Raw genomic sequence first — 12676 nt, forward strand, 5'->3', positions numbered from 1 at the left:
ATCATCACCGATCGGCCGTAATGCCGACCATGTCGGGCGAACCGAACTGAGCGGGGTGAGGGTTATGGCGACCAAGGACACCGGCGGCGGGCAGCAGAAGGCCACGCGCTCGACCGAGGAGGTCGAGGAGCAGGCACAGGACGCCCAGGCGAGCGACGACCTCAAGGAACGCCACGAGAAGCTGAGCGACGACGTCGACGACGTCCTGGACGAAATCGATGATGTGCTCGAGTCCAATGCAGAGGACTTCGTGCGGTCCTTCGTTCAGAAGGGTGGAGAGTAATTCCTCCTTTGAATCGAAGGTAGCGGGGGTCGTCGGAGTGGTGTACGAAGGGGGTGTGAAGCGCTGCTCGCGGTGCAAACAGCACAAGCCGCGGGCAGCCTTCGCACGGAACAGGGCCATGCGTGATGGCCTGCAGGTCTACTGCCGCGAGTGTGTGGCCGCCTACCACCAGTCGCGGCAGGTCGCCAAGGGGCGAAACGTCCGGCCTCGAGTCGCTGTGCCCGAGGGGCACAAGTTCTGCCGTCGGTGCGGAGAGATCAAGCCGCACAGTGAATGGCACCGCAACGCGACGGCCTCCGACGGCCTGTCCACAAGCTGTAAAGCGTGCCGTGCTGCAAAGGGGCGCGCAGATCACCTGAAGCGGCAGTACGGCATCACAGAGGCAGAACGCGACGCGATGGTCGTCTCGCAGAGAGGCTTGTGCGTGATCTGCCTGAAAGCTCCGGCCGTACATGTGGATCACTGCCACAGGACGGGTAGGGTCCGTGGCGTACTGTGCTTCAACTGCAATTCTGGCCTCGGCCTGTTGAGGGATGACCCCGACGTGATGTACCGAGCTGCCGACTACCTGGAAGGAAACGCGTGGAAGCCAACACTCGTAGCACCGGGCGTCTACCGGCTGCCTTCCTGACGCCTGGGTCCTCGTCCTTCATGGACTTCCTCGCCGAGCATCAGCCGGAGCTGTTGCCCGGCAAGCGGCAGCTGCCGCCCACCCAGGGCGTCATCGAGGCGCCGCACGGCACCACGATCGTGGCCGTGACCTTCCCGGGGGGCGTCGTGCTGGCCGGTGACCGGCGGGCGACCATGGGGAACGTCATCGCGCAGCGGGACATCGAGAAGGTGTTCCCGGCGGACGAGTACTCGGCCGTCGGCATCGCCGGCACGGCCGGTCTGGCCGTGGAGATGGTCAAGCTGTTCCAGCTGGAGCTGGAGCACTTCGAGAAGGTCGAGGGGGCGCAGCTCTCGCTGGAGGGCAAGGCGAACCGGCTGTCGACCATGATCCGTTCCAACCTGGGCATGGCCATGCAGGGTCTGGCCGTGGTCCCGCTGTTCGCGGGTTACGACGTGGACCGCGACAAGGGCCGCATCTTCTCCTACGACGTCACCGGCGGCCGCAGCGAGGAGCACGGGTACGCGGCGACGGGCTCGGGTTCGATCTTCGCGCGCGGCGCCATGAAGAAGCTGTACCGCGAGGATCTGTCCGAGGCCGAGGCGACCACGCTGGTGGTGCAGGCTCTGTACGACGCGGCTGACGACGACTCGGCGACCGGTGGTCCCGATGTCGCCCGCCGGATCTATCCGATCGTCACCGTGATCACCGATGACGGCTTCCGCCGGCTGACCGAGGACGAGTCCTCCGAGATCGCCCGCTCGGTGCTGCAGCGGCGTCTGGAGCAGCCGGACGGCCCGCGGGCCGCGCTGCTGTAGGCGGCGGCGGATTCTTGTCAGGGTGATCCAGTGACCACTACAGAAAGGGACGGATAACCGGTGTCGACGCCGTTCTATGTCTCACCCCAGCAGGCCATGGCCGACCGGGCCGAGTACGCCCGCAAGGGCATCGCCCGCGGCCGCAGCCTGGTCGTGCTGCAGTACGCCGACGGCATCGTGTTCGTCGGTGAGAATCCGTCCCGCGCGCTGCACAAGTTCAGCGAGATCTACGACCGGATCGGCTTCGCCGCGGCCGGCAAGTACAACGAGTACGAGAATCTGCGCATCGGCGGTGTGCGCTACGCCGACCTGCGTGGTTACACCTACGACCGGGACGACGTGACGGCGCGTGGTCTGGCGAACGTCTACGCGCAGACGCTGGGCACGATCTTCTCCAGTGCGGCGGAGAAGCCGTACGAGGTGGAGCTGGTGGTCGCCGAGGTGGGGGAGACCCCGGAGGGTGACCAGATCTACCGGCTGCCGCACGACGGTTCGATCGTGGACGAGCACGGCTCGGTCGCGGTCGGCGGCAACGCCGAGCAGATCAGCGGCTATCTCGATCAGCGTCATCGGGACGGGATGACGTTGGCGGAGGCGCTGAAGCTGGCGGTGCAGGCCCTGTCCCGCGACACCAACGGCAGTGAGCGGGAGATTCCCGCCGAGCGCCTGGAGGTGGCGGTGCTGGACCGTACGCGGCCGCAGCAGCGCAAGTTCAAGCGCATCGTCGGGCGCCAGTTGGCGCGGTTGCTGGAGGGCGGTACGGCGGACACCGCGCAGGACTCCGACGACAACGGCGACGCCGAGGAGAAGTAGCTCCCGTCTCGCTTCGCCCCGCACTCCCAGGGAGCCCCGGCCGACGACTCGGCCGGGGCTCCCGGCGTCCCAGGGCCCCAGGTGCGTCAAGGGGCCGCTCGGCGTCTCAGGGGGCGCTCGGCGGGGCCGTGGAGCCCCGGACGACCAGTTCCACGGGGATGTCCCCGGCGTCGGGCGAGCGGCCTTCCAGGACGGCCAGCAGGGCGCGCATGCCGCGCTCGCCGAACAGTTCGGCGTCCAGGCGGACGGTGGTCAGTTCGGGGTCGACGGCGGTGGCGAGGCCGAGGTCGTCGACGCCGGTGACGGAGATGTCGTCCGGGACCCGCAGGCCGAGGCGGCGCAGTGCCTTGTAGGCGCCGACGGCGAGCTTGTCGTCGTCGCAGACGACGGCGGTGGGCCGGGGTCCCGGTGTGTCGAGGGCGGCCTCGGTGGCAGCCTGGGCGTCCTCGACGGCGATGGCGGCGCGGGCGGTGCGCAGGGACGTGCCGGGGACCGCGCCGAGGCGGGCCGCCAGTTCCCGGGCCCGTACCTCGAAGGTCCAGGACGGCACGTCGGCGGCCAGGTGCAGGAAGCGGCGGTGGCCGAGGTCCAGCAGATGGGCGGCGACCTGTCGTACCGCGTCGGGGATGTCCAGGTTGACCGTGGCCGCGCCGAGGCTGCCCTCGGGGTCGCTGTCGAGCATGACCAGCGGGAGGCGGTCGCCGCGGATGGCGGTGAGGGCGTCCGCGGCCATGGAGGAGGCGATGACGCCGTCGAGGGCGGCCTGGGCCGAGGCGAAGGGGTTGCGGGCGGGGCCGACGCCCTCGGGGGAGGGGTAGAGGACCACGCCGAAGCCGTGTTCGGCGGCGACGCGGGCGGCGCCGGTGTAGACGCCGGCGAAGAACTCAGTGGTGAGCGCGGGGACGACGAGGAGCACGGTCCGGGTGTGGCCGAGGCGGAGGTTGCGGGCGGCGAGGTTGGGCCGGTAGCCGAGGTCGTCGGCGGCCCGGCGCACCCGTTCGGCGGTGGCCTCGGAGACCCGGCCGCGCCATTTGTCGCCGAGCACCAGGGAGACGGCGGCCTGGGAGACCCCGGCGGCCTGGGCCACGTCACGGCTGGTGGGGCGCGTGCTTCCTCGTGCCACCGCGGGGCCGCTCCTTGTCGTTCGGTCGTCGTCCGGTCGTGGTCCGGTCGTCGTCGGGTCGTCGTCGGGTCGCGCTGTCGTCGTCGGCCGCCGGGCGGTCCGGCCGCCTGCCGGTCCCGGTCCGCTCGTCTGGACTGCGACCAGCGCACATGGTACGTATGGCAACGGACGTTATACGTAAAACTTGACCATGGAGGCGCGCGATGGCCGCGGGACTCGCGGGATACCTGGAGATCCTCAGGACGCGGCACGCCGCCCGCCTGCTGACCGGCACGCTGGTGGGCCGGCTGCCCAACGCCACCGCGGCCATCGCGATCGTGCTGTTCGTCCGCGCGGAGGGCGGGAGCTACAGCCTGGCCGGGGCGCTGGCCGCCGTCTACGGCGTCGCCAACGCGATCGGGCAGCCCGTGCTCGGCCGGCTGGTGGACCTGTACGGCCAGCCCCGGGTGCAGCTGCCCGCGGCGCTCGCGGCGGCCCTGGCGATGACCGCCTTCGCCCTGACCGGCGCCGAGCCGCGCGCGCTCGCCTGTCCGGCCGTCGCGGCCGCCGGGCTGTTCACGCCGCCCCTGGAGGGCGGTCTGCGGGCCCTGTGGCCGTCCGTGCTGCGCCGGGAGGGCCAGGTGCACACGGCGTACGCCATGGACGCGGTGGCGCAGGAGGTCATGTTCACCGTGGGCCCCCTGCTGGTCACGCTGTGCGTGTCGCTGTGGTCGGCGCGGGCGGCGCTGATCGCGCTGAACGTGCTCGGGGTGCTGGGGGCGCTCTGCGTGGTCCTCTCGCCGCCCTCGCGTGCGTGGCGCTCGGCACCGCGGGAGGCGCACTGGCTCGGCGCGCTGCGTTCGCCCGGGCTGCTTGCGCTGCTGGCGGCGTTCCTCTTCGTCGGCGTGGCGCTGGGCTCCATCACGGTGGCCTCGGTGCCGTACGCCGACGACCACGGCGGCGACGCGGTGTACGGCTGGCTGATGGCGGCGCTGGGGCTGGGCGCGCTGGCCGGCGGCACCGTCTACGGGGCGCGGCAGTGGGCGGGCGTGCCCGAGCGGCGACTCAGGGTGCTGGTGGCCCTTCTGGCGATGTGTTATCTGCCGCTCCTGCTGCTGCCGGGCGCGGTGGCGATGGTGGCGCTGACGGCGCTCGCGGGGGTGTTCCTGGCGCCGTGCATCGCCTGCGCGTTCGTCATCGTGGACCGGCACGCGCCGGCCGGGACGGTGACCGAGGCGTTCTCCTGGCTGGTGACCACGTTCACGGTGGGCGCGTCGGTGGGGACGGGGGTGGCGGGGCCGGTGGTGCAGGCCGGCGGGGCGCTGTGGGGGTTCGCGGTGCCGGGAACCGCCGGGGGCCTGTCGTTGCTGGTGCTGCTGGCCACCGGGCGGGTGCTCGCAGCTCCCGCCGGAGGGGCGGTCGTTGCGGCTTCATCGGAAAATGATCCAAATCGTGCTGCCGAACCCCGTTTCAGCTCGGGGGATCGGGCGTAATGTTCAGTCATGGACCGCCGCATTTTCGGGCTGGAGAACGAGTACGGCGTCACGTGCACGTTCAGGGGACAGCGCCGCCTGTCGCCTGACGAGGTGGCGCGGTACCTCTTCCGCCGTGTCGTGTCATGGGGCCGCAGCAGCAATGTGTTTCTGCGAAACGGCGCCCGGCTCTATCTCGACGTGGGGTCACATCCGGAATACGCCACACCCGAATGTGACAATCTGATCGAACTGGTCACCCACGACAAGGCCGGCGAGCGCATTCTCGAGGGACTCCTGGTAGACGCGGAACGACGCCTGCACGAGGAGGGAATCGCGGGCGACGTCTACCTCTTCAAGAACAACACCGACTCGGCGGGCAACTCCTACGGCTGCCACGAGAACTATCTGGTGGCCCGGCACGGGGAGTTCTCCCGGCTCGCGGACATCCTGATCCCGTTCCTGGTCACCCGGCAGCTGCTGTGCGGTGCGGGCAAGGTCCTGCAGACGCCGCGCGGCGCCGTGTACTGCGTGAGCCAGCGGGCGGAGCACATCTGGGAGGGCGTCTCCTCGGCGACGACGCGTTCGCGGCCGATCATCAACACCCGCGACGAGCCGCACGCGGACGCCGAGCGCTACCGCCGGCTGCACGTCATCGTCGGCGACTCGAACATGTCCGAGACGACGATGCTGCTGAAGGTCGGCGCCACGGACCTGGTGCTGCGCATGATCGAGGCGGGCACGGTGATGCGCGACCTCACCCTGGAGAACCCGATCCGGGCGATCCGCGAGGTCAGCCACGACATCACGGGCCGCCGCAAGGTGCGCCTGGCCAGCGGCCGGGAGGCCTCCGCGCTGGAGGTGCAGCGCGAGTACTACGAGAAGGCCGTGGACTTCTGCGAGCGCCGCGGCATCCGCACCGGCACGGTGGAGCGGGTGCTGGAGCTGTGGGGCCGCACGCTGGACGCGATCGAGGCGGAGGACCTCGACCGGATCGGCACCGAGATCGACTGGGTGATGAAGTACAAGCTCATCGAGCGGTACCGGGCCAAGCACAACATGACCATGTCGCATCCGCGGGTCGCCCAGATAGACCTCGCGTACCACGACATCCACCGTCGCCGCGGCCTGTACTACCTGCTGGAGAAGAAGGGTCAGGCCACCCGGATCTGCAACGACTTGAGGATCTTCGAGGGCAAGTCGGTGCCCCCGCAGACCACTCGGGCCCGGCTGCGCGGCGACTTCATCCGGCGGGCGCAGGAACAGCGCCGTGACTTCACGGTCGACTGGGTGCACCTGAAGCTGAACGACCAGGCGCAGCGGACGGTGTTGTGCAAGGACCCGTTCCGTTCGGTGGACGAGCGGGTGGAGAAGCTCATCGCCGGAATGTGACCGGAAGGTGAGCGATATGCGGTGAGAGCGGGATTCCGCGGAAATGCGGGAACACCGCACGGGCGCCGTACGTTTCGCGTACGGCGCCTTCGCACGCCCTGCTCCGGAGGTTCGCGTTTCGGGCGTTCGGGCCGCGGGGGCCGCTGTGTCTGTGCGCTTGCGGCGCCCGCGCGTGGCGGCGCAGGGGGCGATTCCCGCTGCCTCCGGCCGAAACCGGTGCGGGCCGCAGCCGCTGTCGGCGGCTGATCGTCAGTAAGGTAGCGCGCACGCCATCCACCGGACCGACCGATTACGAGGCCCCCACCGTGCGCCGACGCTCTCTACTGATTTCCGTACCCGCGGGACTGGTCACGCTGGCCGCCTGCGGCAGCGACAAGTCCGACTCGGGCAAGACCAGCGACAGCGCCTCCCCGGCCCCCTCGTCGTCGCCGTCGGCCTCGGCCACTTCCGCCCCGCCGCCGCCGAAGATCGTCTCCGGGCCGCTGCCGGCCATCACGGCGGGCACGAAGTTCGGCGAGAAGCCGACCGTCGCCAAGGGGACCGGTCAGCCCTCCAAGGACCTCGCCGTCAAGACGGTGATCGCCGGCGGCGGGCGCACCCTGGCGGAGAACGACTACGTCCAGGCGCACTACCTCGGCCAGATCTGGGACACCGCCAAGGTGTTCGACAACTCCTACGACCGCAAGACGCCGCTGCTCATCCAGCTCTCCCAGGGCACGATCATCGACGGCTGGCGCTACGCGCTCACGGGGAAGAAGGTCGGCAGCCGCGTCCAGTTCGCGGTGCCGCCCACCTGGGGCTACGGCACGCAGGGCAACGCGCAGGCGGGCATCAAGGGCACCGACACTCTGGTCTTCGTCGTGGACGTGCAGGACGCCTTCAACGCGAAGAGCTCGGCCAAGGGCAAGGTCGTGCAGAAGACGGACGCGAACCTGCCGACCGTGGGCACCGCCACCGACGGCAGCGCCCCGGAGATCACGATTCCCAAGACCGCCGCGCCGAAGAAGCTGGCCGCCGAGTACGTCATCGAGGGCGACGGCCCCGTGGTCAAGGCGGACAGCACCGTCCTGGTCCAGTACAAGGGCGTGCTGTGGGACGGCGGCAAGGAGTTCGACTCGACGTACAGCCGCAAGTCGCTGACGTCCTTCTCCCTCCAGCAGGTCGTCAAGGGGTGGGCGCAGGGGCTGACCGGCAAGAAGGTCGGCAGCCGGGTGCTGATCGTGATCCCGCCGGCCGACGGCTACGGTGACAACCCGCCGCCCAACAGCGGTATCAAGAAGGACTCCACGCTGGTGTTCTCGGTGGACATCCTGGCGGCGATGTAGCGCGCCACGCTGCGCGGCCTCCGGCGCGGCCACGGCGGGCGCGGGGGATGAAAGACTGTCCGCGTCACGTGTCGTACACAAGCAGGAGCGTTAAGACGTGAGCATCGACAAGCCCGAGATCGACTTCCCGGGCGGCGAGCCCCCGGCGGACCTCGAGATCAAGGACATCTGGGAGGGCGACGGTCCCGAGGCGCAGGCCGGGCAGACCGTCACCGTCCACTACGTGGGCGTCGCCTTCAGCACCGGCGAGGAGTTCGACGCCAGCTGGAACCGGGGCACTCCGTTCCGCTTCCCGCTCGGCGGCGGCCGCGTCATCAAGGGCTGGGACCAGGGCGTGCAGGGCATGAAGGTCGGCGGCCGCCGCCAGCTGACCATCCCGGCGCACCTCGCCTACGGTGACCAGAGCCCCACCCCGGCGATCAAGCCCGGTGAGACCCTGATCTTCGTGGTGGACCTGCTCGGGGTCTGATCCCCGAGCGGAGTCGGACCGGTTCCGATCACCTGGGGCCCACGCCTGTCCGGCGTGGGCCCTCGGCTTTTGCCACCGTGCCGCGGGGCGGTACGGTCAACGGTCGTAAGGACCATGAGGAAGGCGAAGGGCATCGATGGCCATTGCCAAGGCGGAGCGGCTGATGAACCTGGCGCTGTGCCTGCTCGGGACGCGCCGGCCGCTCAGCAAGCGCGAGCTGCGCGACTCCATCGAGGCCTACGTCGAGGCCTCCGGACCGGGCAGGGGAGCGGGCGGCAGCGACGACTCCTTCAACCGCATGTTCGAGCGGGACAAGGACGACCTGCGCGAGCTGGGCCTCGTCATCGAGACCGTCGAGAGCCTGGACGGCGAGATCGGCTACCTGGCCCGCCGGGACAGCAACCGGCTGCCGCCCATCACCCTGGACGCCGAGGAGGCCGCCGCCCTGGGCCTGGCCGCCAAGGTCTGGCAGCAGGCCCGGCTGGCCGGCGCGGCCAGCGGCGCCCTGCAGAAGCTGCGCGCGGCCGGCCTGCTGGAGGACGTCGACCCGTTCGAGGCGCACGGCGCCCTGGAGCCGCGCATCCCGGTGCACGAGGCCGCCTTCGAGCCGCTGATGCTGGCCTGCCGCGACCGCCGCCCGGTCGCCTTCGACTACCGCAAGGCCAACGCCGCCCGCCCCGAGACCCGGCACGTCGAGCCGTGGGCGCTGGAGTGCTGGCGCGGCCACTGGTACCTGGCCGGCTTCGACCGCGACCGCGGCGCCGAGCGGGTGTTCCGGCTGTCCCGGATCACCGGCAAGGTCCGCTCGCGCGGCGCCGCCTTCACCGCGCCGGTGCCCGACGTCGTCACCGTCCGCGAGACCGTGGCGAGCTGGGCCGGCGAGATCGCCGACCGCACCGCGCGCATCCGGCTGCGCTCCGGCGCCGGCTACCCGCTGCGGGCCAAGGCCGGCGCCGTACGGGAACTGGGCGACGGCTGGGACGAGTTGGAGATCCCGTACGGACACGGGCTGGACGCCTGGCTGGTGGAGTTCGGGCCGGACGTGGTGGTCCTGGAACCCGCGGAACTGCGGGCCGACGTGGTGGACCGGCTGCGTGCCGTGGCCAAGGGCTGAGGGGGAGCGAGCAACACAGTGGCAGGCAAACCGGTCAGGCCCGTGAACGCCATCGACCAGACCCGGCGGATGCTCTCCCTGGTGACCTATCTCCGGGAGCGCCCCGGCGCCCGGATCGAGGACGTGGCGCGCGCCTTCGGCATCACCGAGGACGAGCTGGTCTCCGACCTCGACGTGCTGCCCATGTGCGGCACCAGCTTCCGCGGCGGCGACCTGCTGGACATCGACACCGACGGCGAGCGCATCTGGTGGCACAACCCGGCGGCGCTCGGCGCGGACGCCGCCGAGCCGCTGCGGCTGGCCGCCGACGAGGCCACCGCCCTGCTGGTGGCCGCCCGCGCGGTGGCCACCCTGCCGGGGCTGCGCGAGAGCGACCGGCAGGCGCTGCTGCGGGCCACCGCCAAGGTGGAGACCGCGGCCGGCGAGGCGGCGGGCGCCAGCTCCCGGCTGTCGGTGACCTTCGAGTCCGAGGGCGGCGTCTTCGCCGACGTGGACCGGGCGATCTCCGAGCGCCGCCGGCTGTGGATCCGCTACTACTCGCCCGCCCGCGACGAGGTCACCGAACGCGAGATCGACCCCATCCGCCTGGTCAGCGTCGGGCACACCTATGTGGAGGCCTGGTGCCGCCGTTCCGAGGCGCGCCGCACCTTCCGGCTGGACCGGGTCGCCGAGATCAAGATCCTCGACGAGCCGTCCGCGCCGCCCGAGGTGGAGCTGCGCGATCTGTCCGAGGCGCTGGTGCAGCCCGCCGCCGAGGACCCGGAGGTCGTCGTGGAGGTCGGTCCGGGCGGTCGCTGGGTCGCCGAGTACTACCCGCACGACAGCGCCGATGAGCTTCCCGACGGCGGGCTGCGTATCACCCTGCGCACCCCCGACCCGGCCTCGCTCAGACGACTGGCGCTGCGCCTTGGCCGCGACGGCCGGATCGTCGCGCCGCGCGAGCTGGCCGACAGCGCCCGGCGGGCGGCCCACGAGGCGCTGGCGGCGTACGACGGCGTCGACGCCGAGGACACCGCCGGCGGCGGGCAGACGGAACGCCCCGGACCCGCCGCGGGCGGCCGGGCGGTGCACGACGGGCCGGACGGGCGGTACGACAGGCAGGAGCAGGGACTGTGAGCGAGTCGGCGACGACCGGGGTGACCGGGATGTCGGTGGCGGCCGCGTTCGCCGGGATGCGGAGCGTGGCCCCCGTGGTGTTCCGCGCGGGCTGCCCCGACTGCCGGGGCCGCTTCGAGCTGGGCGCGAGCGCGCTGCGGCTGGCCATCGGCGCCAGCAGCCGCACCACCTTCTACTCCTTCACCTGCCCCGACTGCGGGGCCGCGGTGCGCAAGCCGGCCGGCGAGCGGATCGTCGAGCTGCTCACCGGCGGCGGGGTCCGCACCCTGCGCCTGCACTCGACGGTCTAGGCTCAGGGTCATGTTCTGGCCGATGCTCGCGGTAGCCGCGGGGTTCCTGGGTCTCGCCGTCCTCGGTGTGTTCGCCGTCCGGGTCTTCGTGGAGGCGCGCCGGCTCGGCCGGCAGGTCTCGGAGTCCGCGCACCGGATCAGCCGGGCCGCCGAGGAACTGGAGCGGGCCTCCCTGAGCGCCGCCCGGGCCGTGGACTCGCTGTGAGCCCGACGGCCGGTTTGTGCCGCCCCGGCGCCGCGCACCTGTCGCACCGCCCCCGCCCGCGCGCCCGTCCGGCGCCGTGCGCCGCGCCGGGGGAGCCGCGCGCCGCAGACGGCTTCGCACCTGTCATGCTGTCGGCCCGGACAGGTACGCTGCTCGGGCGGACCGGAGAACGAGGCCCGGACCGCGGACGGGAGTACGCCCGGGGATTGCCTCGCGTTCACCCCTGAGCGTTACGATCGCTGCCAGAACGACCGCTCGGACGCAAGTCCGGCCGATCGGACAGCATCCCACCCAGCCGCCTCGGTGAGAAGGTAAAGACTTATGTTCGGAAGGCTCGGAGCCCCCGAGATCATTCTCATCCTCGTCGTCATCATCCTGCTGTTCGGCGCGAAGAAGCTTCCGGACATGGCGCGCTCGCTCGGCAAGTCCGCCCGGATCCTCAAGAGCGAGGCCAAGGCGATGAAGGAAGAGGGCCGCACGGCCTCCGCCCCGCCGCCGGCCGGCGACGAGCAGCCCCCCGCGCAGCGCACCATCAAGGCCGCCCCCGGCGACGTGACGAGCTCGCGCCCGGTGAGCGAGCCGTCGGACACCACCCAGCGCTGACGCACGGCCGGACGTCACCGGCCTGCCGCACGAGATGAGGACGTGGGTTGCTCAAGCCTGCCCGCAAGAAGGAGAAGGATCCCGAGGGGCGGATGCCCCTCACGGATCACCTTCGTGAGCTCCGCAACCGGCTCGCGAAGGCGTTGCTGGCCATCGTCGTGGTCACGATCGTCGCCGCCTTCTTCTACTACGACATCATCAACTTCCTGACCAAGCCGATCCTCCACTCGGTCGGCTGCGGGAGGACGTTCCAGGAGCTGGCGAACGCCAAGGCCCCCGCCGACACCGGCAGTACGGGCAAGTGCGCGCAGATCACGATCAACGGTCTGCTGGCGCCTTTCACCATGGCCCTCCAGGTCTCCCTGATGGCCGGTGTCGTCTTCGCCTCGCCGGTCTGGCTGTACCAGCTGTGGGCCTTCATCGCCCCCGGCCTGCACAAGCACGAGAAGAAGTACGCCTACGCGTTCGTCGGCACCGGCGTCCCCCTCTTCCTCGGCGGCGCGTTCTTCGCCTACCAGGTGCTGCCCACCACGGCGAAGGTGCTGCTCGACTTCACGCCCGCCAACGTGAACAACCTGCTGCCGCTGGACGACCTGCTGCAGCTGGTGACGCGCATGGTGATCGTCTTCGGTCTCTCCTTCGAGCTGCCGCTGCTGCTGATCATGCTGAACCTGACCGGCATCCTGACCGGCCGGCGCATGCTCGGCTGGTGGCGCGGCATGATCATCGGGATCACCGTCTTCGCGGCCGTCGCCACGCCCAGCACCGACCCGGTGTCGATGCTGGCGCTCGCCGGCCCGATCTGGGTGCTGTACTTCGGCGCGGTGGTCTTCTCGCTGCTCAACGACCGCCGCAAGCGCCGCCGCGACGAGGCCGGCCCCGCCGACGACGAGGCCTCCGACCTCGACCTCACCCCCGAGGACATCGGCGAGATCGAGTCCGTCGGCGCCGCCCGCGCCCTGCCCGAGCAGAGCAGCGGCGAGCGGATCAACGGCTACGACGACGTGACCTGACCCACGGCCCGCCCCGCCCGCGCCTCGTCCCGCGGGCGGCCGGTCGCCCGC

The 12676-nt window shown here is 71.1% G+C and carries 15 protein-coding genes; 14 read left to right on the forward strand and 1 reads right to left on the reverse strand.

The window, feature by feature from the left end; genetic code table 11:
- The first annotated feature begins 64 nt into the window (after positions 1-64).
- Genes K7787_RS02875 through prcA form a run of 4 tightly spaced genes read left to right on the forward strand, consistent with a single transcriptional unit; the run spans position 65 to position 2524 of the window.
- Positions 65-283 carry a ubiquitin-like protein Pup gene (locus K7787_RS02875; protein WP_019986142.1) on the forward strand — a complete coding sequence of 73 codons (219 nt, stop codon included), beginning with the start codon at positions 65-67 and terminating at the stop codon, positions 281-283.
- Positions 284-338: 55 nt separating this feature from the next.
- Positions 339-914 (forward strand): endonuclease VII domain-containing protein, encoded by a 576-nt coding sequence (locus K7787_RS02880; RefSeq protein WP_372456592.1) that lies wholly within the window; start codon positions 339-341, stop codon positions 912-914.
- Positions 866-1711, forward strand: coding sequence for a proteasome subunit beta (prcB, locus tag K7787_RS02885; protein ID WP_009187736.1), 846 nt, complete (start codon positions 866-868; stop codon positions 1709-1711). Before K7787_RS02880 ends, prcB begins: the two co-directional genes overlap by 49 nt.
- 60 nt (positions 1712-1771) lie before the next feature.
- Complete coding sequence (gene prcA / locus K7787_RS02890; protein WP_009187735.1) at positions 1772-2524, forward strand: proteasome subunit alpha; 753 nt, start codon at positions 1772-1774, stop codon at positions 2522-2524.
- A 106-nt stretch (positions 2525-2630) separates the two neighbouring features.
- Here prcA and K7787_RS02895 read toward each other — a convergent pair whose 3' ends face one another.
- A complete protein-coding gene (locus K7787_RS02895) occupies positions 2631-3647 on the reverse strand; it encodes a LacI family DNA-binding transcriptional regulator (protein WP_223000394.1) in 1017 nt (338 codons plus the stop codon).
- A gap of 203 nt (positions 3648-3850) precedes the next feature.
- Between K7787_RS02895 and K7787_RS02900 the strand changes: the two genes are divergently transcribed.
- The 10 genes from K7787_RS02900 to tatC all read left to right on the forward strand — a co-directional run bounded on the left by K7787_RS02900 (position 3851) and on the right by tatC (position 12625).
- Positions 3851-5119, forward strand: coding sequence for an MFS transporter (locus tag K7787_RS02900; protein ID WP_223000395.1), 1269 nt, complete (start codon positions 3851-3853; stop codon positions 5117-5119).
- Positions 5120-5128: 9 nt separating this feature from the next.
- Positions 5129-6490 carry a Pup--protein ligase gene (gene pafA / locus K7787_RS02905; RefSeq protein WP_009187732.1) on the forward strand — a complete coding sequence of 454 codons (1362 nt, stop codon included), beginning with the start codon at positions 5129-5131 and terminating at the stop codon, positions 6488-6490.
- Positions 6491-6795: 305 nt separating this feature from the next.
- On the forward strand, positions 6796-7815 hold the full coding sequence (locus K7787_RS02910) for an FKBP-type peptidyl-prolyl cis-trans isomerase (RefSeq protein WP_019986136.1): 1020 nt from the start codon (positions 6796-6798) through the stop codon (positions 7813-7815).
- A gap of 97 nt (positions 7816-7912) precedes the next feature.
- Positions 7913-8284, forward strand: a complete 372-nt coding sequence (locus K7787_RS02915; RefSeq protein ID WP_009187730.1) for an FKBP-type peptidyl-prolyl cis-trans isomerase — start codon at positions 7913-7915, stop codon at positions 8282-8284.
- Between the two features lie 136 nt (positions 8285-8420).
- The gene (locus tag K7787_RS02920; protein ID WP_009187729.1) at positions 8421-9398 is read left to right on the forward strand and encodes a helix-turn-helix transcriptional regulator; all 978 of its coding nucleotides are present in this window, start codon (positions 8421-8423) and stop codon (positions 9396-9398) included.
- 18 nt (positions 9399-9416) lie between these two features.
- Positions 9417-10514, forward strand: coding sequence for a helix-turn-helix transcriptional regulator (locus K7787_RS02925; RefSeq protein ID WP_086025452.1), 1098 nt, complete (start codon positions 9417-9419; stop codon positions 10512-10514).
- A complete protein-coding gene (locus K7787_RS02930) occupies positions 10511-10804 on the forward strand; it encodes a hypothetical protein (RefSeq protein WP_164393929.1) in 294 nt (97 codons plus the stop codon). Before K7787_RS02925 ends, K7787_RS02930 begins: the two co-directional genes overlap by 4 nt.
- A gap of 10 nt (positions 10805-10814) precedes the next feature.
- Positions 10815-11009 carry a hypothetical protein gene (locus tag K7787_RS02935; protein ID WP_043260611.1) on the forward strand — a complete coding sequence of 65 codons (195 nt, stop codon included), beginning with the start codon at positions 10815-10817 and terminating at the stop codon, positions 11007-11009.
- Between the two features lie 321 nt (positions 11010-11330).
- A complete protein-coding gene (gene tatA, locus K7787_RS02940; RefSeq protein WP_009187726.1) occupies positions 11331-11612 on the forward strand; it encodes a Sec-independent protein translocase subunit TatA in 282 nt (93 codons plus the stop codon).
- A 47-nt stretch (positions 11613-11659) separates the two neighbouring features.
- Entirely contained in the window at positions 11660-12625 is a 966-nt protein-coding gene (tatC, locus tag K7787_RS02945; protein ID WP_009187725.1) for a twin-arginine translocase subunit TatC, read from the forward strand.
- Positions 12626-12676 lie beyond the last annotated feature (51 nt).

The organism is Streptomyces sennicomposti, from assembly GCF_019890635.1.
Classification (GTDB): Bacteria; Actinomycetota; Actinomycetes; order Streptomycetales; family Streptomycetaceae; genus Streptomyces; species Streptomyces sennicomposti.